This is a genomic window from Sulfurovum sp. NBC37-1 (assembly GCF_000010345.1).
Taxonomy (GTDB): domain Bacteria; phylum Campylobacterota; class Campylobacteria; order Campylobacterales; family Sulfurovaceae; genus Sulfurovum.
In genome coordinates, this window is sequence record NC_009663.1 from 59,469 (window position 1) to 81,070 (window position 21,602).

Here is a 21,602-nt window from a genome sequence, read left to right on the forward strand (position 1 = left end):
TTAGCTTATAACACCACATAAAGAATAAAAAAAGTGATTTATTATGGCTTTTCTGATAAGATAATTGATACAAAATCAACATTAAAGGAAACAACATGAACATGAAGTTGAAAGGTTTGGCAGTAGCACTATTGCTAACATTTGGAGTAGCGGTAAACGCTGCACAGGATATCCGTATTTATACGGCAGACAATCAAGGCGGTAAAGTAAACGCCAAAACGATCGAGAAAGCATTCAAAGATGCGGGTTTCTACATTACCGGTAACAACGACATGAATAAAGCGTTCGAAGCCAAGTTCAAGGACCATGCACATGATGCATACAATCTTATGACGCTTCACAAGAAAGATGCGGTGACCAAACTACTTAAGAAGTATCCAAACATGGCATTGTTTACACCACTGAGTATGTCTATCTTTACCAAAAAGGGTGAAAAAAACATTTCCGTATCATCTATGTCTACAGCAGGCATTGCCAAGATTACCGGCATTCCTGCAGACAATGCAGACCTTGTTGCCTATATGAAAGACGTTGCGGATGTTCTCGCAAAGGCTATGCCAAACGGTAAGTTTGAAGATACTCACTATAAGATAGCAAAGCCGGAAGGTGACCTTGTCAAAAGATTTACGATGGAAATGGATGTAAAGCCTGACGAGGTAGAAGATGAGCTGGATGGACTTCAGGAAGAACTGGAAGCTGGACTTGAGACAGCAGGCTTTGTCCTGGCAGGCTACAATAAGCTTGGCGATGATCTGGCAAAAGCGGGAGATAACACGTATGACTTTTTTGATGTATACTCCATCTGTAAAGTAGCAGTAATCTATGAAGTCTCCAAAACTCACCCTGAAGCAGGTGCATTTGCTCCATGTTCTTTCTCTATGTATAAGAAAAAAGGTGATAAAACAGTGAATTTTGCTTACCCGTCTGTCTATAACTGGATCAGCTCTATCGACGTGACCGATAAAGCATCAAAAGATGTACTTCTTAAAGCACAGAAAGCAATGAATGCAGCTGTGAATGAAGCAACAGAAGAATAGATCCTTACTAACACCCATACTTCCTCTACCCTAGGGACAGAGGAGGCTATCGGGCCTCTCTACAGACACCTCTTTATTTCCTTAAATCATCTCAATACATAATCAAACATTGCCTGAACGGTTGGTATGGCAAAACCTACCACGGTATTGGAATGTTCCAGTATATCCATATAATGCCATTTTCGCAATGTTATGAACGTTAAGTGTATTTTTCTTGGAAGGGGAGAGGAGGTAGTAGCGTCAATTCAAATCTCGATTTGAATTGACGCTATCTGAAAATTTTAATTTGCAGTCATTCGCTATTTGGCACCAAACATATCGAAGTATAAAGCATCCGCCCAGGACAGAATAGAGTCAGCATCGACTTTACCTGTTTTTTTCCAGTTTTCATTACTTATTGTCTCTGTAAAACTAAACTTCTGCCAGTCTATAAATTTTACATTTTTTGGATTTTTGTCTTTTTTGTCAAAAGAGTATTTGGTATAGATATAGATAGCATTAAAAGGTTTTAGGGAAATAGCAGAAAAGCACAGGGTTATAGGTGATTCCCACTGAGGTGCCTGTTCTTTGTTGATACGTCGTGCAACAACTTTTCCGACATATTTTCCTTCAATATTTGAGGTGTTTCCTGATTTGGAAAAGCCCATCGGCCTAGCATCCCCGGCAATAAATATGTTTTTTTCACCTATGACTTCATAGGTGATGGGATTGATGTGCCCCTCCATCATATCTTTGGCATCTTTTGCAAATCCCATGGTTTCTATGATCTTTGCACCTCTGACACGAGGGTAGAAAGCAGCGTCTGCAAATGTGAATTCATCCATCTCGGTTGTAACCACCTTTTTGTCCAGGTCAATATTTTTAATCGTGCTGTTCGGAACATATTCTATGTAGTCTGCGTAGAGTTCGTCAAAGGCAGAGGAGAAGCCTTTCTTTTTAATGGTGATCGCATTGTTCTCATCCAAAATAATGACTTTTGCTTTGAGCTTTTTCTCTTTGAAATAGTCCGCAATCAGACAGGCTCTCTCATAGGGAGCAGGAAGGCATCTGTAGTTCCCTCCGGGGACGGTAAGGATAAAGTTGCCCTCTTTAAATTTGTGTATTTTATTTTTGATCGTCATATGCTCGGAGCCCGGGATAAATCCTGCGGGATACTCCTGTCTCAATCTTGCAACCAGTGCCGGATCTGTTGTCCATCTGGAGTAATCATAGTCTATACCAGGAGAAAGGACAAGATAATCAAATGTGATATCTCCCTGTGTCGTTTGAAGAATACGATTTTTTTTGTCTACATTGATGGCCGTTGCATTGAAAAAAGTGTAGTTGTAGTTTCGAGCCGCCTGAAGGTAGTCATGCGTAATGTACTCAAGGTCGACTTTGTCGACCATCCATAAATTACTTATGGGACAGGAAATAAACTCATGCCTGCTTTCAACCAAAACCACATCAGCCTGGGGAGAGAACTCTTTTACTGTTTTGGCAATAGAGAGTCCTGACCACCCACCGCCCAAGACAACTACTCTGGGCTTGCTGGTGTCAGGAATAGCCGCTTTATTGCTTTTTGGCAGTGTTTTTTCTTTTGGAGTGCTTGCAGTTTCACTTCCACAGAGGGAAGAAGCGATAGTGAGACCGGAGAGTGCTAGAAATTTTCTTTTTGAAGAATCCATAGATAATACCTCATTATGTTAAATATGTATAGGTAATTATAGTATCTTTTTAGTGCTTATTCACTGCTTACCCCAGTGCGCTCACTTCAAAGTAGTGTGTGACTTCCCGGGTAAGTGTAGCCTCTTTTCTTCTTTTAAAATGGTCGTTCAGGTCAAAACCCTCTTTCCCGTAACCCTCTTTGTATTCCTTGATGAAAGCATTGTAAAGGTCTTCTTTTATGGCGGTAATCTCATACGTGACTTTGTCGAAAATGCTTTTTTCCTTTTTGCTCTGTTCACGTTCTTTTTCATGCAGATTGATACCGCCGTACCTGTTTTCAGGCTCCTGGGTAATATTCATTTCAAGGTGTGCTCGTATGGAAGCAAACACATGTTCGAGCTGAAGAAGCGGCATGCCCTCCGGCAGAGCTTCAACAATAGTTGCTTCTTCTTCCGTGTATCCCCAGCTTCCTGTCAGCGGAAGGTCAACGTCAAAGGTTGATCTTATCAGTTCCCGGATATCGGCAGTTTTCTGCACTTTTTTAAAGGTTGTCATTTATTTCTCCTTTTTTAATTCAACTTCATCGAGTACGTCATACCAGCCTGCCAGTTCTCTGCTGCCTTGTACTACGGCAACAATTTTGCCGTCAGCAGTTAAAAAGTAGTGCATGGGCACGCCGTATTTTTCAAATTTGTCAGGAATCTCATGCCGGTCTCTTGACATATAGAGCAATACATACTCTTTTTTCATCGTCTCTATGAGCTCTTTGTTTGAAAGTGTCAGTTTTTTAAATCTGTCGCAATGTCTGCATTTGTCGGCACCTACAAAAAGGTAGACCATCTTATGCTCTTTTTTCGCTTTTGCCAGAGCATTTTGGTAGTTGTGTTCCCAGTTCAGTTCTACGGCATCAAGGGCAGAGATGAGCAGAAACAGTGAAAGCAATACCTTGCCGATGAATGAAAATCTATGCATAGTTGCCCTTTATGTGTCGATAGCGTATTATAACCCAGCATCCTGAATACTTTTTTGTCACCATGCGGGAGTGCTAGAAAGAGTTGCTTTTTATTAGCCTTGCTTTGCTATAATACGCTCCAGAAAAACGCAAATATCCTACGATATAAAAGGCAGATAATTTGTTAAAAAAACTATTGCATGAACCTCTACTTCACTTTTTGGTGTTGGGTGGCTTACTCTTTCTTGGTTACTCTTTTGTTCAAAACGGTGAAGATGAAGAGAACAGTATCATTATTTCCAAAGGAAGAATAGACCAACTCACTTCAAATTGGGAAAAAAAGTTTTTTCGTACACCTACGAAAGAAGAAAAACAGAAAATGATAGAGAATGAGATCTATACCACTGTGTTATATAAGGAAGCCTTGAAAATAGGCTTGGATAAAAATGACGATGAGATCAAAAGACGTCTTGCGCAAAAAATGGAGTTTGTCGCTTACGATACGTATGAACTACCCGACCCCAGTGATGAAGTATTGAAAAAGTTCATGCAGGAGCACCTGGAGAAATATAGGGAAGATGAGAAGATACATTTTACACAAAATATGATGGGTTCAGATGCAGCAGAGTTTGAGAAAGAGTATACGCTCACAAAATTTGAAGCAAGCAATATCTTCGGACGTGCGTTCTCAGACATGCTTTTTACACTGAAAGCAGACGGAAAAGTACATAAAATAGAATCTACGTATGGTGTGCATGACGTACGTGTCATAGACAGGCCTACTCCAAAGCCGAAAACCTTTGATGCGGTGAAGGAAAAGCTTAAAGGCGATTACCTGAATGCAGAAAGAGAACAGAAAAACAAAGCAATTTATGAAAAACTGAAGTCACAGTACACTATCAGTATAGAAGAGAAGTAAAGTGTTTTATAAAATAGTTTTTCTTTTTACCTTTCTTTTTTCTCTTGCACAGGCAGACCTCATACGGCCTGTCTACCTCGAGGTTATTCAAAAAAACCCGGACAGTTACGCACTGTTTTTAAAGGTGCCGGCAAAAGGAGATGCAAAGACCCCCATGAAAGTGAACGCCATAGAGGGATGTGAAGAGAAGGGGGAACACGTCAGAGAGTCTGAAAAAGGTGTTTATTCGGATAGATATACCTTGGTATGTGCACAGGGCCTCAAAGGAAAAACGATCGAGGTGCAGGGACTTGAAAATACAAAAAGAGATCTGCTTTTGCGTTTGGAGTTTTTGGACAGCACTTCCCAGTCTGCACTGCTTGACCCCCAGCATAATTCCTACATAGTCAAAGAGCGCACGCCCTCTACGCAAGTTATGAAAACCTATACATGGCTTGGGATCACCCATATTTTATTGGGCTTTGATCACCTTTGTTTTGTTTTTTTGCTTTTAGTCATTGTTAAAAACATGCGACGGCTTCTGTGGACCATTACCGCCTTTACTCTGGCACACAGTATCACTATGGCGGCGTCAACACTGGGTGTTGTGCATTTGCCGCAGCAACCGGTTGAGGCGATGATAGCCTTGAGTATACTCTTTCTGGCTATGGAGATCGTGCATGAAGAACAGGGCAAGCCAGGTATCACTTCGCGATACCCCTGGCTCATTGCTTTTACGTTCGGGTTACTGCACGGCTTTGGATTTGCGGGAGCACTTGCCGAGATAGGATTGCCCCAGGAAGCGATTACACTGGCACTTATTTTCTTCAATATCGGGGTAGAGTTGGGCCAGTTGATATTTGTGACTATTGTGGTATTTGTAGCTCTGTTGCTCCGGCATTTAATAGATGCAAAGCTCATGGAGAAAGTAGAAATGTTCATTGTTTACGGCATAGGGGGACTTTCTGCTTTTTGGGTATTTGATAGAATTTTAGCTTTTTGATAAAAATTGAGAAGTTAAGATGAGCCAGCATTGCTGCTGACTTAAAGTCCCGCTTCCTGAATGGCTTCCGTTTGTGCATGTGCTATCAGCGGATCGATGACCAGCTTGAGGTTTCCGTTGTTCATGACATCATCCAGTGCATAGAGTGTCAGTCCGATACGGTGGTCGGTGAGTCTGTTCTGCGGATAATTGTAAGTTCTGATCTTCTCAGAACGGTCTCCTGATCCAACTTGCAGTTTTCTCTGTCCCGCTGTCTCGTCAAGCTGCTTTTGCAGTTCAGATTCGTAGACACGGGCCTTGAGAACTTTCATTGCTTTGTCCCTGTTCTTGTGCTGTGACTTCTCATCCTGTATCGCTACGACGATACCGGTCGGAATGTGTGTCAGACGCACGGCCGAGTCTGTGGTGTTGACAGACTGTCCTCCACAACCGCTTGAACGGTAGACATCCATTTTCACTTCGTTGGGCTTGATGTCCACCTCGACATCGTCTACTTCGGGGATCACGGCTACGGTAATGGCGGAAGTATGTACTCGTCCCTGTGTCTCGGTATCGGGTACTCTCTGCACACGGTGCGTCCCGGCTTCATACTTGAGCTGGGAGTAGACTCCCTGTCCCTTGATCTCAGCAATAAGTTCCTTGTACCCGCCTGCCGTACCATCATTGGTACTGACGATCTCCACTTTCCAACCCATCTGTTCGGCATAGCGTGAATACATCCGGAAGACATCGGCAACGAAAAGCGCACTTTCGTCACCGCCGGCACCGGCACGAAGTTCCAAAAAGATGTTCTTGTCATCATTCTTGTCTTTGGGGATCATCAGTATCTTGATCTCCTCTTCGAGTTTTGGCAGCATCGGTTCGAGTTCGGAAAGTTCTTCCTTTGCAAGATCTCCCAGCTCTTCGTCACTCAGCAGTTCTTTGTTCTCTGCAATGGCATCGGCTGTCTCTATGTAGAGGTTTGCTTTTTCGACAAGCGGGGCAAGTCCTGACTGCTCTTTGCTGAGTTCGGTCATACGGTTGATATCGCTGGCGATATCCGGAGAGCTCAAAAGTTCGCTGATCTCATTATATCTGTCTATGAATGGTTGAAGTTTTTCTTTGAACATGGTCGTTCTTTATATTGGATTGTAAGGTTTGGTGAGAGAGGCCGAGCCGGAAGGCTGACCCGTTAGACTGAAACTGACTATGCAGCTTCGATTTTGTTAACCATTTTATGGAGGCGGCTAACTTTTCTTGCAGCAGTGGCTTTCTTGATGAAACCTTTGCTGACAAGTGAGTGGATCTGCTTGTTCGCTACTTTGAACGCTTCCTGTGCAGCTGTCATGTCAGCAGCTTCTACCGCCTCATGTACCGCTTTGGTAATGTTCTTGATTCTTGTTCTGTAGTATCTGTTTCTTTCTGTTCTTTTTGCTGTCTGCAAAATTCTCTTTTTTGCCGATTTGTGGTGTGCCATCAAATGTTCCTTTTAAAATGTAATACCCTCGCTGCCGGTGACCAATAAATGAGGTAACCATAGAAGACTTTTGGGTGAAATTAGTGCGCGAATAATATCCAAAAAAAGATTAAAGTTTTATTAAAATCGATTACATACGGACTGTTTAGATGATTCAGGTTGAGTTAGATTAATCTATTTTAAGTAAAATTAGCATTAACTATAGAATGTATAGAAGGATTGGAATTATGACACTTTTTGGAACGGATGGCGTAAGAGGAAAAGCAGGCAAGAAGGTTTCTGCGGTCAATACGATGCGTCTGGCTATGGCAACGGGGATCTACTTCAAGCAGTTTGCCAAGACGAACAAGATACTGGTGGGGAAAGACACTCGTCGTAGTGGTTATATGATAGAGAATGCTTTGGTATCAGGATTGACTGCTGTGGGGTTCGATGTGATCCAGATAGGGCCCATGCCTACTCCGGCTATTGCTTTTCTGACGGAAAATATGCGTTGTGATGCGGGGATCATGATCTCGGCGAGTCACAACCCATACTATGACAACGGTATCAAGTTCTTTGACAGTGAAGGGAACAAGCTTAACCGATCAGAAGAGGAGAAAATTGAAGAGATTTTTGCGGATGATGATGCTTTGGAAGATGCACAGGTTACCGGCAAGTATATCGGAAAATCTAAAAGGATCGATGATGTCATCGGCCGTTATATCGTGCATATTAAAAACTCTTTCCCCAAATCTTTGAGCCTTGCCGGAAAACGTGTAGTGATCGACTGTGCGAACGGTGCGGGTTATATTGTGGGACCTACGGTACTACAGGAGCTTGGTGCCGAAGTGGTTGTCGTCGGGGATGAACCGGATGGATTCAATATCAACGAGGGCTGTGGAGCGATGCATCCTGAAAACCTTGCCAAAGTCGTACTCGATAAACGTGCGGATATAGGACTGGCACTGGATGGAGATGCAGATAGACTGGTTGTAGTCGATGAAAAAGGCGAGACGGTAGATGGAGACAAGCTTATGGCTGTACTGGCCGTACACCTCAAAAATACAGGTGAACTCAGGGGTGATGGAATGGTCGCTACGGTCATGAGTAATCAGGGACTGGAGGAGTATCTTCTTGAGCATGGTATTACCGTGTACCGTTCTGCTGTGGGTGACAAGAATGTCGTTGAAATGATGCAGGAGAAAGGTGTGAACTTCGGTGGAGAGCAGAGCGGGCATATCATCTTCTCCGATTATGCGAAGACCGGTGACGGCATCTCCTCTGCTCTGCAGGCCCTGGCCTATCTGGTCAGTACGGGTACAAAGACCAGTGAGGCGTTCAATCCTTATGAATCTTATCCTCAAATGCTGGTTAACCTTCCGATCGAAGAGAAAAAGCCCCTTGAGAGTATTGAAGGACTTGAGCAATTGATGGAGCAGGTGGAAGCAGAGGGAATGCGTCATCTTTTCCGATATTCCGGTACGGAGAACAAGATCCGTCTTCTGCTTGAAGGGAAGAATGAAAAAGCACTTGAGACGATGATGGATGAATGTATGGATTTCTTTAAAAGAACACTTGTCTGATGCGATCTTTCGCTATTTTTCTGCTTGTGGCCATTGGGATATTCATTATAGATCAGAACATCAAAACCCTTTTTCTTGAAGGGTATTATCGGGGAGGAAGCTGTATAGACCTCTCTCTGCATTTTAACAAGGGCGTGGCTTTCTCGATGTTCGCGTTCATAGGGCCGTACCTGAAATGGGTGCAGGCACTTTTGATAGGCGGGATACTCTACTATGTGCTCTCAAAGGGATATCTTAAACGCTATGCTTTCCCGGCAGGCTTGTTGATAGGCGGTGCACTGGGAAATCTGTATGACCGATTCGTGCATGCCGGAGTGGTGGACTATGTGGCATGGCATTGCGGCTTCAACTTTGCCGTGTTCAACTTTGCGGATGTGGCGATCGATCTTGCGGTGGCATGGATATTGATCATGGTTTACTTCTTTCCCCCAAAAGCATAAAACAGTATGAAGATACTCTTTGTTGTTCTGATTTTGGGACAAATGCTGGCAGCCGGTGTGTTTGGTGCCAATATCGTTCCACAGAAGATGGATAAGGAGAAGCTGGGGATCCGCATACTTGACCAGAAAGAACTCTCTTTCTTGGAAATAGACGGTGTGAAATTTTCCGAGATCTCCGATCTGGCATACGATAAAAAGGCCAAATCCCTTTTTATGGTCAGCGATGAGGGGAAACTCTTTGAGTTCAAAGCCGTTTTTGCAGATAAAATCAAAAGGCTTGAACCGCAGAGGGCAGGGAGACTACTCAAAAAGAACGGGAAAAAATTCAAGAAATGGCGTCGTGACAGTGAAGGGATGACACTGGACAGAAAAGGCCGGCTGCTGATCTCTTTTGAGGAAAAACCGAAGATCGGCTGGTTCCACAAGAATTCGGACAAATACGGCCGCCTGATCAAAAAATACGAACTGCCCAAAAAGCTGCGCAGCATGAAACGATTCCGAAGTAAGAACAAAGGAATGGAGTCACTGGCCTGGCACCCGAAGTACGGTATCCTGACCGCACTGGAATATCCGCCAAAAGGGGTGGATAAAAAACGACAGAGCATCTACGCTTTGAGCGGAAAAGAATGGCATTTCAAAGCCGAACCCGAAGTGAACAGCGCCATCTCGGCGATAGAGGTGATGGACGATGGGAACATCCTTGTGCTCGAGCGTTCTTTTACGGGGTACATGAATCCTTTCGTGGTGACACTGAAAAAGGTTTACATAGACCGATGTAAGAAAAGAGTGTGCCCCGCGAAGGTGCTTGCAAAGATGAACAGCCACAAAGGCTGGGATGTGGATAACTTTGAAGGTTTGGCAAAAGTGGGGAAGCATCGTTACGTGATGATCAGCGATGATAACGACAACTTTTTTCAGAAAACACTTTTGATCTATTTTGAGGTGAAAGAGAAATGAAGTATATATTATACATGATCTTGACAGTTTTGTTGGTGACCATGGTCTTTTTTGGAGTCAAAGCATACAAAGAAGCCAAGGCTTATGAGACAGCAACCGCCTCTTTGATCGATGAGATGAGTGCAGAGAAGCTGGCAAAGTTCCAGCTCAAAGAGTTGGCTGAGACGGTTTCTCTCGGATTTTATAAGAACAGGAAGAAAGACCTCATCGAAACGCTGAAAAAAAAACAGCAAATGCATAAGGAACAGAGCAAGAAGTATGCACTCTATGCGTTATTGCCGCTGCTGGGTGTGCTGGCAAGCTATTTTTTCATCTCTTTACGGGCTTTTACTTTTTTCGGTGCCGTTGGGGCATTGATAACACTTGCTTTCGGATTGATTGCGCCTGTTATGATGGTGACCATACACAAAGAGGTGGAGTATCTTGGGGATGTAGTGCTCTCGTTTGAATCCAAAGGGGTAATAGGCTCCATTTCCAAACTTTTCGAGAATGGTGATACTGTGGTTGCACTGGTGATACTGCTCTTTTCCGTACTTATACCGCTGTTTAAAACTTTTTCCATGATGATCGTGTCTGTTTTTATGGATACCCCTTTTGCACACGGCATTGTCAGGTTTTTCAAAATGATAGGAAAATGGTCGATGGTCGATGTCTTTGTCGTGGCGACCTTTCTGGTCTATTTGACAGTGAACAAAGGGGATGTCAGCCGTGCTGAGGTTGAGGTAGGACTCTACTTTTTTCTTGCGTATGTGATCGTCTCAATGCTGGTTAGCCTGAGTGCAGATAAAATGCTGCACCAGGCAAAACAGCGTTAGATCACCATATTTACATCGTCATGGTCCTGGAAACATTTGAAGAGTTGGTCCCTTTCTTCCTGGTTCTCTACGATACAGGAAGCATTGTAGGTTGTGAACTTTCCCGTTCTTGAACGGTTTCCCAGAGAGCAGAGATGTTCCTTCTCTCCCATAACCTCTTTGATGCAGGCTTTGAGCTTTTCTTCGTCCCTTCCGATGATCTTGAATCCCCAGTTGGTCGGGTATTCGATCTGTGGTTTTTCTTGGGTATTGTTGTCTAAAATCATGTTAACTCCTTGTTGCTTTGAACTACTATACACTGTTTTGGTAAAACGGAATGCTACTTAAGTACCATTACGCTCTGTTGAAGTCTCCTGAGTTACCGCCGCTTTTATGTTCGAGCTGTACATTTCTGATGACCATGCCCTTGTCGATGGCTTTGAGCATATCGTAAATGGTGAGCAGGCCGACGCTGACACCTGTGAGTGCTTCCATCTCCACACCTGTCTGTCCCGTCAATTTTGCCGTGACCGTTAGTTTAAAACCGGGCAGTTCCGGCAGTTCTTCAATGTCTGTTTTGACAGAAGTGAGCATCAGCGGATGGCACATCGGAATGAGTGTACTGGTCTGTTTGGTCCCCTGAATGGCAGCGATGACCGCGGTCTGCAATACCGGTCCTTTTTTTGCCGTGTTGGCAATGACTGCATCAAATGCTGCCTGTCCAACCTCTATAATTCCGCTTGCTGTAGCGATACGCGTAGTGTTGTCTTTATCTGAGACATCAACCATTTTGGGTTTGTTCTGTTCGTCGAGATGTGTGAGGTTCAAAAGTTTTTCCTTCAAGTTTTTGTGTATTTTAGCACAGCAGCACTTCTATGTAAAGCAGAAGAAAGCCGGCTTATTGACGAAAATAAGGTCAATCTGACGAAAAAAATAATAAAACGACGAAAATATAGTGAAAAAGCTTGACTTTTATCATCAAATAAAGATAAAATACATCAAATGATAAAGGAGCAGTATGACGTATGCATATTTAAGACAGATGCCTGACAATGCAAATTTGTCGGATCAACAGCGTAACATTCTCTCGTTTTCATTGACTCAGGGTATGGAGATAGACAAAGAGGTGATAGAGTATTCTACCAAAAACCATCCTATAGAAGAGCGGAAACAGTTTGAGGAGTTCCTTCACTCTGTAGAAGATGGGGATACATTGGTAGTAGATACCCTCTCGGTACTGAGTGACAAAGCTGAAGAGATGATCAAGGTATTCAATTGCATGTTGAGCCGTGACATCGACCTCTATGTGGCCAATATGCAGCTGCATGTCACCAAAGAGACACCCATTGTCAAAATATTTCCTTTACTGAATGATCTACGTGAAGCACAACAAGCCAGGTCGAACCAGATAGGGCGTCCCAAAGGGAGCCGTTCTTCTTCAAAATTCGATGTCTATCAGGCACAGATCATCTCTCTGCTGAGAGAGGGGATGAATGTGAGTGCGATCGCCAGAGAGTTGGGGGTAAGCCGCAGTTCTTTGAAGGATTATATTGAGTCAAGAGGAATCAGAGAGTTGGTAGAGGGGTCATGGATGGAAATCAACACCCTTAAGCAGGTTCCGGGTGTAGACAATACCATATTGATCTGCCCGTTCGATCAAGAAAACCAAAAACAAACGTCACAACAAAAAGAAAGGATATTATAATGGAAGCTGAAGCACAAAACAACGAAGAAGTGGTAAAAAAGCCGAAGAAAAACCAGGCAAAAGAATATTTGAAAGGGTGGGTACCGTACCGTATCAAACGGTATTGGGTCTATGCAGTCGTAACCATTGTTGCTTTGGTCATGCCGTGGATCACGATCAACGGGAACCACTTGTTCCTCTTGAGCTTTGACCACAAGAAATTGCACCTTGCAGGAGTAGCATTTGATATGCAGGAGCTCTACTTGATGCCGTTCCTTCTGATGCTTTTATTCCTGGGGATTTTTGCTGTCACAGCGGTTGGTGGTAGAGCCTGGTGTGGGTGGGCCTGTCCTCAGACAGTCTTCCGTGTTATTTACAGGGACTTCATTGAAACGAAACTGCTTGGCCTTAGAAAACGTATAAAGAACAAGCAGAAAGATCCTGATATGAGCAAGCCGGAAAATCAGGTAAAGAAAGTGGTAGCCATACTGATATGGTCCGTTCTGGCACTCATCGCCGCCGCGGATTTTCTCTGGTATTTCGTACCGCCTGAAGATTTCTTCCAGTATATCCAGCATCCGGCAGACCATACGATATTGATGGGTATGTTGATTGGTATAGCACTCTTTATCATTGCCGATGTGGTGTTCATTAAAGAAGATTTTTGTATTTATATCTGCCCCTACAGCCGTGTGCAGTCCGTACTTTATGACGATGATACGATCATGGCGATATACGATCCGCATCGTGGAGGGGATATCTATGAAGGACATGGTAATGACCGACATAAGAAATATACCAAAACAAAAGATCTTGTTGCGGATGAACCGTACGCAGAGTGTACAACCTGTGAGAGTTGTGTGACAGTCTGCCCGACACATATCGATATCCGTAAAGGTCTGCAGCTTGAGTGTATCAACTGTCTTGAGTGTGTGGACGCCTGTACGACCGTTATGGGTGCACTTGGAAAACCTTCACTTGTCAGATGGTCCAGTGAGAATGAAGTGATTTACCAGAAAGGGAAAACGAATTACTTCAGACCGAAAGTTATTGCATACTTTACCGTACTGGTACTGGTTCTGGTCGCGCTTTTCACGATGGGAAGCAAAAAAGAGCATATGCTGCTTAACGTGAACAAAACGACAAGACTGTATAAAATACTGGATCATGGCGGGGTTGAGAACGATTATATCTTCCTGTTTGCCAATACGGATAGCAAGAAGCACACCTATTACTTTGAGATCGAGGGAGATCTTAAAAATAAAATTGAGATCGTCAGACCAAAAGAGCCGTTCAGTATCGCTGCGGGTCAGAAGCGTAAAAAAGTGGTTGTGCTCAGAACCAAAGAGAAACTGGCGAACGATACACGAAAAGACGTACCGATCCCTGTAACGATTAAAGCGTTTGCGACGGATGACAAAGAGAAGATCGTGGTAGAGAGACATACAGTATTTGTCTATCCTCGTGCGGACCTCATAAAAAAATAAGGAGATGCAAATGAAGAAAGTACTGGTATTAGGCGGCGGATTTGCCGGTGTTGAGGCTGCTATCTATCTGAGAAAGCAGGAGCTTGAAGTTACCTTGGTAAGTGACAGGGACTTTTTTTATATCTATCCGACATCGATCTGGATACCTACAGGTGAAGCCACAATGGAGGATGTTTCTGTACCTCTGGATGAACTTGCCTTTGCCCACGGCTTTCAGCTCATCGTCGATCCGGTAATAGCCCTGGATGCAAAAGCCAAAAAAGTCACGCTTCAGAGCGGACGGGTACTGGATGAATATGAGTATATTGTCGTAGCCATGGGGCAGGAGAAGATCAAACTCGAAGGAATGGAAGCGAATTCTCTTTCTATATGTGGAAAACCTGAGGAAGCGACTGCCCTCCATGAAAAACTGGATGCACTGGTACAGAAAGGGCATGGAAAGATCGCCATGGGATTTGGTGGCAATCCAAAAGATACTTCCGCTGTGCGGGGAGGACCTGCCTTCGAGGTACTTTTCAATGTTGATACCTATTTGAAGAGCAAGGGGATCCGTGACAATTTCGAGTTGACATTCTTCGCACCCATGGAGAAACCGGGTCAGAAGATGGGTGATAAGGCTTTTGTGATGATGGACAAGATGTTCAAGATGACCCATATCAATAAAAAAATAGGGGTGAAGATCACGGCTTTTGAGGAAGACGGTATTCTTTTTGAAGATGGTACGAAACTGGAATCGGATCTTACTATGTTCATTTCTGCCGGGGTGGGGCACGGTATCATCGCGGAATCCGGCTTGCCTTTGAGTGATGCAGGATTTGTCGTGACCAACGAATACAATGAGATTGAAGGCTTTGAGGGTATCTATGCCATTGGAGATACTGCTTCCCTAATGGGACCGGAATGGAGAGCCAAGCAGGGGCATGTTGCAGAAGTGATGGCCCGAAACGTTGCCTACAACATTTTCCAGCATATGCAGCGCATAGACTCCAAACATAGTTACATGGAACATCTCAATATTCTGTGTGTAATGGATACCGGGAATGGTGCTGCCTTTGTTTATCGTGACAACAAAGGGGGCAAGATGATTCCTATGCCGATCGTAGGACACTGGATGAAGAAAGGGTGGGGCTGGTACTGCCGAAACTCCAAACTCGGAAAGATCCCAAGATTGCCGGGAATGTAGTTTGAAAAGCAAATTACATTTCTGCTAAATAATCAAAAACAAGGAAAAGAATTAATATGAAACAAATAACAGTTTTGGAAAAATATCCGGTATTTACTTTGGAAGTGAATAAAGGTGAGACAAGTTACACAAGTATAGATGAAATCTTTGCTTTTTTGAGATCACAGATCGAAGCACATCCTATCGCGACCTATATTGGGGAGTTTGATCATTATGCACATACTTCTTCGCTGGAAGAAGGCAAGATCAATGAAGAGATCAAGGCTGCCAAAAATATCATCTGCTGTTTTGGCAAAGTATTACCTAAGCCTGAAGTGTTGGCAGTGAGACCAAGATCTATTGGTGCTGCAGAAATGGCAGACAGTTTTGTTATAAGCTTTTTGGAAGCGCCGAACCCTGATGCCAATGGAGCTATGGAAAAGTGGGTTAAGGATATTGCGAACAAAAAAGCTTAAAGTGTTACCGTACGATACACATACCTCCTTATGTGTCGTTAAATAGGGTGCTTCCTCTCTTTTAAAGAGATTGAAAAAGGACAAAAAATCATTTAATTTTTTAATTAAGACTAAATTTATCCTAATTAAGTCATAATACATTTATCAAACTTAATTAAAGGATATTAAATGGCAACAGTAACATTTAAAAACGACATCGTATGTAACCTCGCAGGTAATGAGATCAATGTAGGTGACACGGCACCGGTAGTAACAGTAGTAAATTGTAACCCAATGCTTCAGGACGAGCAGGTAGGCGGAGAAGGTAAAGTTCAACTTGTAGTAGCGGTTCCTTCACTTGATACAGGTGTATGTGATGCAGAAACAAGAAGATTCAACTCTGAAGCAGCTGGCCTTGACGGTGTAGAAGTGATCACAGTATCTATGGACCTTCCATTTGCAGCGGCAAGATGGTGTGGCGCAGCTGGAATCGAAAACATCAAAGTCTGTTCAGACTTCAGAAACAAAGATTTCGGTAACGCTTACGGTGTACTTTTGGCAGACGGTCCTTTGGCAGGTGTTCTTGCAAGAGTGATCTTCGTGATCGGTAAAGACGGGAAAGTGACTTACAAGCAGACTGTTCCTGAAATTACAGAAGAGCCTAACTACGAAGAAGCACTTGAAGCTGCAAAAGCTGCTGCTAACGCGTAATCCCTCATTCAAAGTCCTTTCCGGGCTTTGAATTCTTACTTCTTTTTATATTTACCCTTTCTACCTCTTTATATTTTTCCAAATTTTCGTTACAATCCTTCTATGAATAATAAAATCTATTTTTTAATCTATTCTATTGTTTTGGTACTGTTTTTCTCCGGTTGTGAACCCAGTGGGCCAAAGAACCAATATAATCTTTCTGAATGCAAAAAAGAATTGATGACAGCTGAGGATTACTCGGAAGCGGATGCCATTGACCGGATAGTGGTGGTCAAAAAAGAGCGGAAGATGTATCTCTACAAAGATGGTAAGGTCAAGGGTACTTTCCCGATCTCTCTGGGAAGGAACCCCGTAGGGCACAAGCAGCAAAAAGGCGATTATCGCACACCTGAAGGGGAATTCTTCATCCACAGAAAACTTTGTTCCCCCAAATACTACCGTTCTTTGTGCATCTCCTACCCCAGACCGGAAGACAAAGCCCGCGCGAGAGCAAGAGGTGTGAATCCGGGTGGAGATATCACCATCCATGCACAGCCCAAGTGGAATGCGGATGGTAAGGGGGACAAGTATACACTGAACAGGAATTGGACGCAGGGATGTGTCGCGGTGACGAACAGTTCAATGAAAAAGCTGTGGTATGCGGTACGCGAAGGTGTACCTGTTACGATAAAGTAGCAGAAAGAGAGACTGAGAATTGGCGTATACGCAGAAACAGATAGAGAAGTTCAACCGGCAGAAATATATTACTGAACTGGAGAAGATCAGTAAAAACCTGTTTCGTATGTTCCGGGATGCAAAGGTAGATGCTAAAGTTTTTCAAGTTAAATTTACACTGCTCAAAAAGAAATTCGATGAAAAAAATGAAATTCACTTGGATTCAGAGTATCATCAGCAGCTTAAAGCATACATAGAGCGGCTTTTTCAACAAACCTGTGGCAGTATATGCTTTGACGATAAAATATTCAATGATATAAGGGAGGCGGAAATGAGTAATCTAAACCGTCTGCAGAAACTGAAGAACGGAAGCTCCTATAAAAAAGAGAAACACAGATCAAAACATAAAAATGAAGATTGGGGATAAAATGATAAAAAATATCGTATTACTGTCTATTTTGGGAACAGCAGTTTTCATAAGCGGATGCGGGGAACCACGGGCTTATGGAAAAGTAGATAATACGCCTTATGCCATAGGTGAGTGCAGACAGGAACTCTCACATGGTACGGATGTGGACCAAGGCAAACTCGCGGACAAGATAGTTGTGTATAAAAAGAAACGAAAACTTTCAATGTACAGGCAGGGAAAGCTGCTCTATGCCTGCAAGATCTCTCTGGGAAAGAACGGGGACAAAGGGAACAAGATCCAGGCAGGGGACTACCGTACACCGGAAGGAAGCTATTGGATAGTACGTAAAAAATGTGACCCGAGACTCTATAAATCTCTGATGATATCCTACCCTAATGAAGCGGACAAGGCAAGAGCAAGAGCCCATGGAGCAAAGCCGGGAGGTTACATTACCATTCATGGCCAGCCCAAATGGAATGCGGACGGACATGCTGACCGCTATACACTGGCACACGACTGGACAGAAGGATGTATGGCCGTACCGAACAAAGCCATAGATACACTTTGGAGATCAGTAAAAAATGGCGTGAAGATAGATATTCATCCATAAGTTCAACTAATCTTGGAGCTTTTAGCTTAGTTTGATCAATGTTATATTATCATATTGAATAATATTGGACACTAAAGGAGAAAAAGATGAAGAGTATATTCATTGCAGTGGGTATGACTATGTCATTTGGACTACTGTTTGCAGGAGGGGATGTTTCAACGGTTGCACCCATTTCGGAAGCGGGTGCAAACTGTTACCCTGATAGTGTATATATCGAAAAGGATGCCCAGTTGATGTGGCAGGACCAAAAATATATAGACAAAGAGGACGGAGCATACAAGAGAGAGCATTCTTACAGTAAAGCGGGTTCATGGAAACATGCCATGAATTACTGTAAAAGACTTGATTATGCAGGATATACGGATTGGAGACTTCCTACTTCGGATGAGTTGATCCATGTACATAAAATTCCGGGACAGGTGTTCAAGTATTTCAGAGAAGGAGACTTCTGGAGTTCCACGCCGACGGTAGGGAACAAATACAATGCCATTTATTCGGCGGATTCATACCAGTATCAGCGCAAGCCAAGCCAGTCAAATTATATTAGGTGTGTCCGTTGTACGGCTTTGGACGTACGACGATAATTCAGAGGAGCTTGACCTCCTCTTGAAGTGTAATGCCAAATTGCGCTTCGACCCTTTCTTTCGCCAGATCCAAAAGATATTTGGCATCTTCGTAGGTACCACCTCCCAAATTTACAAGAAAATTCGCATGTACTTCACTCCATTGCATTACCCCTTTTTTTATGCCTTTTAACCCGACCGCTTCGATCAGCCTTCCTGCATAGTCATTCGCCGGATTTTTAAAAGCTGAACCGGCACTGGGCTCATGAGGCTGGTTGTTCCTCAGGCTAAGAAGTTCGTCAAGAAGATCCTGACTGAATCCTTTGTGTATCGGAAATTTTGCTGCAGTGGCAATACCGGAAAGTTCGGCATAACGGTATCCATAGGGGATATCCTTTTTTTCAATCCAATGTCCATCTATCTCTATACTGTGCAGGATATTGAAGATCTCGTAAGACTTTAGCCCTGCGTTCATTGCAAGCATGCCACCGAGAGTTCCCGGCAGCTTGGCGCAGAATTCAAAATCGCCAATATCATTTTTTTTGCAATAGGAGACGATACGCCCTGTAGGCATGGCGGCACCGATAACAAGCATATCCTTATCCTGTTCAATAAAAGCAAAGTCTTTACTTAGCATCATCAGTGGTGTTGGATTTGGTGAAACAAGAAGATTGTTAGCCCCTCCTACAAGGTAGCGGTCAGTGGGGATTATATCTCCTTTTTCGATCATCAGCACTTCGGTGGGCTGTCCAATCTTTATACTGGAGTATTTGGAGAAATCTATGGTCTTATAAAACAAGAAGTACTCCTTGTTTTTGGCGGTGCCTGATATTCATTATTGTGTCCGTAGTTCACTGTACTCTTTGGGAATAAGATAATCTTCTGTTTTGATCGGACATTCCCATAGGCCATGCTTGAAGCCGATATCGTAGAGTGTATCGAGTGCTTTGAGCTGTAGCTCAGAGAGTTCTACTGATTCATCCGATGCATACATGTCGAGATATTTTTTGAGCAACTTGTCGGAAATCCTGACCAGATGGTCTTTTTCCAGTTTGGTGCAGAGTTCCTCTTTTTTGTCATTGGCGACCTTGACCCCTTCTACGAGAATGTTCTCTATGTCAATGGCAACGTTCAGAGGGAGGCTTCTTCGGATGGCCATTCCTCCCAGAGGAAGAGGCAGTCCCTCTCCCGCAAGTTCCACCCAGATATCCCAGATCTCTTTTTCAACCTCCAGGCTTTCATCAAAATCAAGGATCGATTCGTGGATGAGTACACCGGCATCCACCTTACCATTCACTACCGCCTTTTCGATCTCGAGGAAGTCCATATAGACAGGGCGTGCATCCGGATAATAGATACGAAAAAGCATGGCATTGGTTGTATATTTTCCGGAGAGTGCCACTTTGAAGTTACGTTTTAGCTTTTTTTCTTTACGCCTGATCAGTTTGGGGCCATACCCTTCACCGAAACTTACAGCGGTACGCAGGAGAGCATATTCCTCTTTGATGAGCGGGTACATTCCAAAAGAAATGGCAGAGACATCATAGGTGCCGTTGAGTGCTTCGACATTCAGTGTTTCGATATCCAGACCGATATTCTCGAAGAGATATCCCTTGGTATCTACCCATCCGAATTTGATGGCATAGTACATGAAGATATCATCTGCATCGGGGGAGTGGGCAAGCTGTATGGTTCTGGACATGGGTTTCTCACTTAATATATAGTGGGAGTATTTTATCATAAGCGTCCCAAAAAAGAAATGTAATCAAATAATATGCACCCCAAGGACATTTATTCCCGATAGTCATAGCACACTTTATGGAAGATACAGTATCTTCCTAAGACAAATTGACATAAAAATATGTCAATTTGACATATTTTTACCTCTTTTTTCAAATTTGCATTAAACTGCGACTATGACTAAACAATATCTAAATATTTTAGATAAAATTCAACAGATAAAGGAAAAGGATATGACAATGGCAATGGATGCACAAAAGCAAAAAGCACTGGATATGGCGATCAAGCAGATAGACAAGACCTTTGGTAAAGGGACACTGATGAGACTTGGAGATAAAGAGTTCGAACCGATCGCTGCGATCTCGACGGGGTCACTGGGTCTGGATATGGCATTGGGTATCGGAGGTATCCCCCAGGGACGTATCGTTGAAGTGTATGGGCCTGAGTCTTCAGGTAAAACGACTTTGGCTTTGCAGACGATCGCATCAGCTCAGAAAGAGGGGATGGTCTGTGCCTTCATTGATGCGGAACATGCACTGGATGTAGTGTATGCAAAGAACCTGGGTGTCGATACGGACAACCTTCTGGTCTCACAACCCGATTTTGGAGAGCAGGCACTGGATGTACTTGAAACACTGACGCGTTCGGGTGCGGTGGATCTGATCATTGTCGATTCCGTAGCGGCACTGACACCCAAGTCGGAGATAGAGGGTGATATGGGAGATACACATGTGGGGCTGCAGGCACGTCTGATGTCTCAGGCGCTTCGTAAACTCACGGCGATCCTTCATAAAACGAATACCACTGTGATCTTCATTAACCAGATTCGTATGAAGATAGGAACGATGGGATATGGTTCACCGGAAACGACCACAGGGGGTAACGCATTGAAGTTCTACTGTTCGGTGCGTATTGATGTCAGACGTATTGCGACGCTCAAGCAGGGCGAGTCCCAGATCGGTAACCGGGTGAAAGCCAAAGTAGTAAAGAACAAGGTAGCACCTCCGTTCAGACAGGCGGAATTCGACATTATGTTTGGGGAGGGGATCTCCTATATCGGTGAGCTGATCGACTACGGAATCAAAATGGATATCGTCGACAAGTCGGGTGCCTGGTTCAGCTACGGTGCCGAGAAACTCGGTCAGGGGAAAGAGAATGCCAAACTGACACTCAAAGAGAATCCGAAACTTAGAGAAGAGATAGAAATGCAAGTTAAAGAAGCATTAGGGTTCGGGGAAGCATTGGGTATGGATCAGGAAGAGATATCCTCCGCTGACCAGTAGACGCATAGTTTCCATCAAGAGAGTGCCATCGCCACTCCCTTGGCTTTCCCGAAAGTACCTTTGTCTCTTGGAAATACCTTTCAATCAGTTTCTTT

The 21,602-nt window shown here is 43.6% G+C and carries 26 protein-coding genes; 17 read left to right on the forward strand and 9 right to left on the reverse strand.

Annotation, left to right across the window (positions count from 1 at the left end; all coding sequences use genetic code 11):
- Positions 1–95: 95 nt before the first annotated feature.
- Positions 96–1,037: a DUF302 domain-containing protein gene (locus SUN_RS00305; protein ID WP_011979750.1), complete on the forward strand. Its 942-nt coding sequence runs from the start codon at positions 96–98 to the stop codon at positions 1,035–1,037.
- A gap of 299 nt (positions 1,038–1,336) precedes the next feature.
- On the opposite strand, the gene SUN_RS00310 is transcribed toward SUN_RS00305, so the two are convergent.
- From SUN_RS00310 to SUN_RS00320, 3 genes are all read right to left on the reverse strand, one after another.
- Entirely contained in the window at positions 1,337–2,704 is a 1,368-nt protein-coding gene (locus SUN_RS00310) for an FAD-dependent oxidoreductase (RefSeq protein WP_011979751.1), read from the reverse strand.
- Between the two features lie 67 nt (positions 2,705–2,771).
- Positions 2,772–3,239, reverse strand: a complete 468-nt coding sequence (locus SUN_RS00315; protein ID WP_011979752.1) for a hypothetical protein — start codon at positions 3,237–3,239, stop codon at positions 2,772–2,774.
- Positions 3,240–3,656, reverse strand: coding sequence for a thioredoxin family protein (locus tag SUN_RS00320; RefSeq protein ID WP_011979753.1), 417 nt, complete (start codon positions 3,654–3,656; stop codon positions 3,240–3,242).
- A gap of 161 nt (positions 3,657–3,817) precedes the next feature.
- Between SUN_RS00320 and SUN_RS12880 the strand changes: the two genes are divergently transcribed.
- Together SUN_RS12880 and SUN_RS00330 are read left to right on the forward strand one after the other, a co-directional pair.
- On the forward strand, positions 3,818–4,555 hold the full coding sequence (locus SUN_RS12880) for a foldase protein PrsA (protein ID WP_011979754.1): 738 nt from the start codon (positions 3,818–3,820) through the stop codon (positions 4,553–4,555).
- A gap of 1 nt (position 4,556) precedes the next feature.
- Positions 4,557–5,537: a HupE/UreJ family protein gene (locus tag SUN_RS00330; RefSeq protein ID WP_011979755.1), complete on the forward strand. Its 981-nt coding sequence runs from the start codon at positions 4,557–4,559 to the stop codon at positions 5,535–5,537.
- Positions 5,538–5,578: 41 nt separating this feature from the next.
- On the opposite strand, the gene prfA is transcribed toward SUN_RS00330, so the two are convergent.
- Both prfA and rpsT read right to left on the reverse strand, forming a co-directional pair.
- Positions 5,579–6,646 carry a peptide chain release factor 1 gene (prfA, locus tag SUN_RS00335; RefSeq protein WP_011979756.1) on the reverse strand — a complete coding sequence of 356 codons (1,068 nt, stop codon included), beginning with the start codon at positions 6,644–6,646 and terminating at the stop codon, positions 5,579–5,581.
- Between the two features lie 77 nt (positions 6,647–6,723).
- Positions 6,724–6,993 (reverse strand): 30S ribosomal protein S20, encoded by a 270-nt coding sequence (rpsT, locus tag SUN_RS00340; RefSeq protein WP_011979757.1) that lies wholly within the window; start codon positions 6,991–6,993, stop codon positions 6,724–6,726.
- A gap of 227 nt (positions 6,994–7,220) precedes the next feature.
- Here rpsT and glmM point away from each other — a divergent pair, with 227 nt between their 5' ends.
- From glmM to SUN_RS00360, 4 genes are read left to right on the forward strand one after another with little or no spacing between them, the layout of a single operon-like run.
- A complete protein-coding gene (glmM, locus tag SUN_RS00345) occupies positions 7,221–8,558 on the forward strand; it encodes a phosphoglucosamine mutase (protein WP_011979758.1) in 1,338 nt (445 codons plus the stop codon).
- Positions 8,558–8,998 (forward strand): signal peptidase II, encoded by a 441-nt coding sequence (gene lspA, locus SUN_RS00350; protein ID WP_011979759.1) that lies wholly within the window; start codon positions 8,558–8,560, stop codon positions 8,996–8,998. The genes glmM and lspA overlap by 1 nt, the downstream gene beginning before the upstream one ends.
- A 6-nt stretch (positions 8,999–9,004) precedes the next feature.
- Complete coding sequence (locus tag SUN_RS00355) at positions 9,005–9,955, forward strand: esterase-like activity of phytase family protein (RefSeq protein ID WP_011979760.1); 951 nt, start codon at positions 9,005–9,007, stop codon at positions 9,953–9,955.
- Positions 9,952–10,770, forward strand: coding sequence for a paraquat-inducible protein A (locus SUN_RS00360; protein WP_011979761.1), 819 nt, complete (start codon positions 9,952–9,954; stop codon positions 10,768–10,770). The genes SUN_RS00355 and SUN_RS00360 overlap by 4 nt, the downstream gene beginning before the upstream one ends.
- Here SUN_RS00360 and SUN_RS00365 read toward each other — a convergent pair.
- The gene (locus SUN_RS00365) at positions 10,767–11,036 is read right to left on the reverse strand and encodes an HP0495 family protein (protein ID WP_011979762.1); all 270 of its coding nucleotides are present in this window, start codon (positions 11,034–11,036) and stop codon (positions 10,767–10,769) included. The two genes, SUN_RS00360 and SUN_RS00365, sit on opposite strands and share 4 nt — an antisense overlap.
- Before the next feature lie 67 nt (positions 11,037–11,103).
- A complete protein-coding gene (gene moaC / locus SUN_RS00370) occupies positions 11,104–11,577 on the reverse strand; it encodes a cyclic pyranopterin monophosphate synthase MoaC (RefSeq protein WP_011979763.1) in 474 nt (157 codons plus the stop codon).
- 190 nt (positions 11,578–11,767) lie between these two features.
- Here moaC and SUN_RS00375 point away from each other — a divergent pair, with 190 nt between their 5' ends.
- The 9 genes from SUN_RS00375 to SUN_RS00415 all read left to right on the forward strand — a co-directional run bounded on the left by SUN_RS00375 (position 11,768) and on the right by SUN_RS00415 (position 18,505).
- Positions 11,768–12,454: a recombinase family protein gene (locus SUN_RS00375; protein ID WP_011979764.1), complete on the forward strand. Its 687-nt coding sequence runs from the start codon at positions 11,768–11,770 to the stop codon at positions 12,452–12,454.
- Positions 12,454–13,920, forward strand: coding sequence for a cytochrome c oxidase accessory protein CcoG (gene ccoG / locus SUN_RS00380; protein ID WP_011979765.1), 1,467 nt, complete (start codon positions 12,454–12,456; stop codon positions 13,918–13,920). The genes SUN_RS00375 and ccoG overlap by 1 nt, the downstream gene beginning before the upstream one ends.
- Positions 13,921–13,930: 10 nt before the next feature.
- Complete coding sequence (locus SUN_RS00385; RefSeq protein WP_011979766.1) at positions 13,931–15,103, forward strand: NAD(P)/FAD-dependent oxidoreductase; 1,173 nt, start codon at positions 13,931–13,933, stop codon at positions 15,101–15,103.
- A 56-nt stretch (positions 15,104–15,159) separates the two neighbouring features.
- Positions 15,160–15,558, forward strand: a complete 399-nt coding sequence (locus SUN_RS00390) for a DUF6858 family protein (protein ID WP_011979767.1) — start codon at positions 15,160–15,162, stop codon at positions 15,556–15,558.
- A gap of 168 nt (positions 15,559–15,726) precedes the next feature.
- Positions 15,727–16,248 (forward strand): thiol peroxidase, encoded by a 522-nt coding sequence (gene tpx / locus SUN_RS00395; protein WP_011979768.1) that lies wholly within the window; start codon positions 15,727–15,729, stop codon positions 16,246–16,248.
- Between the two features lie 102 nt (positions 16,249–16,350).
- A complete protein-coding gene (locus SUN_RS00400; protein WP_232501338.1) occupies positions 16,351–16,923 on the forward strand; it encodes a L,D-transpeptidase family protein in 573 nt (190 codons plus the stop codon).
- 19 nt (positions 16,924–16,942) lie between these two features.
- Entirely contained in the window at positions 16,943–17,329 is a 387-nt protein-coding gene (locus SUN_RS00405) for a hypothetical protein (protein ID WP_011979770.1), read from the forward strand.
- Position 17,330: 1 nt separating this feature from the next.
- On the forward strand, positions 17,331–17,921 hold the full coding sequence (locus tag SUN_RS00410) for a L,D-transpeptidase family protein (RefSeq protein ID WP_011979771.1): 591 nt from the start codon (positions 17,331–17,333) through the stop codon (positions 17,919–17,921).
- An 86-nt stretch (positions 17,922–18,007) separates the two neighbouring features.
- Positions 18,008–18,505 (forward strand): DUF1566 domain-containing protein, encoded by a 498-nt coding sequence (locus SUN_RS00415; protein ID WP_011979772.1) that lies wholly within the window; start codon positions 18,008–18,010, stop codon positions 18,503–18,505.
- 1 nt (position 18,506) lies between these two features.
- Here SUN_RS00415 and SUN_RS00420 read toward each other — a convergent pair whose 3' ends face one another.
- Both SUN_RS00420 and SUN_RS00425 read right to left on the reverse strand, forming a co-directional pair.
- Positions 18,507–19,283 carry a UDP-N-acetylmuramate dehydrogenase gene (locus SUN_RS00420; protein ID WP_011979773.1) on the reverse strand — a complete coding sequence of 259 codons (777 nt, stop codon included), beginning with the start codon at positions 19,281–19,283 and terminating at the stop codon, positions 18,507–18,509.
- A gap of 36 nt (positions 19,284–19,319) precedes the next feature.
- Positions 19,320–20,186, reverse strand: coding sequence for a menaquinone biosynthesis family protein (locus tag SUN_RS00425; protein WP_011979774.1), 867 nt, complete (start codon positions 20,184–20,186; stop codon positions 19,320–19,322).
- Between the two features lie 277 nt (positions 20,187–20,463).
- On the opposite strand from SUN_RS00425, the gene recA reads away from it, so the two are divergent.
- A complete protein-coding gene (gene recA / locus SUN_RS00430) occupies positions 20,464–21,507 on the forward strand; it encodes a recombinase RecA (protein ID WP_011979775.1) in 1,044 nt (347 codons plus the stop codon).
- Positions 21,508–21,602 lie beyond the last annotated feature (95 nt).

What these genes read in the sequence shown, in the direction of transcription:
- SUN_RS00400 (WP_232501338.1), top strand. Translation starts at nt 16,351, where the DNA reads ATGAATAATAAAATCTATTTTTTAATCTATTCTATTGTTTTGGTACTG.
- SUN_RS00310 (WP_011979751.1), bottom strand. Translation starts at nt 2,704, where the DNA reads ATGGATTCTTCAAAAAGAAAATTTCTAGCACTCTCCGGTCTCACTATC.
- recA (WP_011979775.1), top strand. Translation starts at nt 20,464, where the DNA reads ATGGCAATGGATGCACAAAAGCAAAAAGCACTGGATATGGCGATCAAG.
- tpx (WP_011979768.1), top strand. Translation starts at nt 15,727, where the DNA reads ATGGCAACAGTAACATTTAAAAACGACATCGTATGTAACCTCGCAGGT.
- SUN_RS00305 (WP_011979750.1), top strand. Translation starts at nt 96, where the DNA reads ATGAACATGAAGTTGAAAGGTTTGGCAGTAGCACTATTGCTAACATTT.
- SUN_RS00315 (WP_011979752.1), bottom strand. Translation starts at nt 3,239, where the DNA reads ATGACAACCTTTAAAAAAGTGCAGAAAACTGCCGATATCCGGGAACTG.
- SUN_RS00385 (WP_011979766.1), top strand. Translation starts at nt 13,931, where the DNA reads ATGAAGAAAGTACTGGTATTAGGCGGCGGATTTGCCGGTGTTGAGGCT.
- ccoG (WP_011979765.1), top strand. Translation starts at nt 12,454, where the DNA reads ATGGAAGCTGAAGCACAAAACAACGAAGAAGTGGTAAAAAAGCCGAAG.
- SUN_RS00415 (WP_011979772.1), top strand. Translation starts at nt 18,008, where the DNA reads ATGAAGAGTATATTCATTGCAGTGGGTATGACTATGTCATTTGGACTA.
- prfA (WP_011979756.1), bottom strand. Translation starts at nt 6,646, where the DNA reads ATGTTCAAAGAAAAACTTCAACCATTCATAGACAGATATAATGAGATC.
- SUN_RS00375 (WP_011979764.1), top strand. Translation starts at nt 11,768, where the DNA reads ATGACGTATGCATATTTAAGACAGATGCCTGACAATGCAAATTTGTCG.
- lspA (WP_011979759.1), top strand. Translation starts at nt 8,558, where the DNA reads ATGCGATCTTTCGCTATTTTTCTGCTTGTGGCCATTGGGATATTCATT.
- SUN_RS00365 (WP_011979762.1), bottom strand. Translation starts at nt 11,036, where the DNA reads ATGATTTTAGACAACAATACCCAAGAAAAACCACAGATCGAATACCCG.
- SUN_RS00410 (WP_011979771.1), top strand. Translation starts at nt 17,331, where the DNA reads ATGATAAAAAATATCGTATTACTGTCTATTTTGGGAACAGCAGTTTTC.
- SUN_RS00425 (WP_011979774.1), bottom strand. Translation starts at nt 20,186, where the DNA reads ATGTCCAGAACCATACAGCTTGCCCACTCCCCCGATGCAGATGATATC.
- glmM (WP_011979758.1), top strand. Translation starts at nt 7,221, where the DNA reads ATGACACTTTTTGGAACGGATGGCGTAAGAGGAAAAGCAGGCAAGAAG.
- rpsT (WP_011979757.1), bottom strand. Translation starts at nt 6,993, where the DNA reads ATGGCACACCACAAATCGGCAAAAAAGAGAATTTTGCAGACAGCAAAA.
- SUN_RS00320 (WP_011979753.1), bottom strand. Translation starts at nt 3,656, where the DNA reads ATGCATAGATTTTCATTCATCGGCAAGGTATTGCTTTCACTGTTTCTG.
- SUN_RS00360 (WP_011979761.1), top strand. Translation starts at nt 9,952, where the DNA reads ATGAAGTATATATTATACATGATCTTGACAGTTTTGTTGGTGACCATG.
- SUN_RS00390 (WP_011979767.1), top strand. Translation starts at nt 15,160, where the DNA reads ATGAAACAAATAACAGTTTTGGAAAAATATCCGGTATTTACTTTGGAA.
- SUN_RS00355 (WP_011979760.1), top strand. Translation starts at nt 9,005, where the DNA reads ATGAAGATACTCTTTGTTGTTCTGATTTTGGGACAAATGCTGGCAGCC.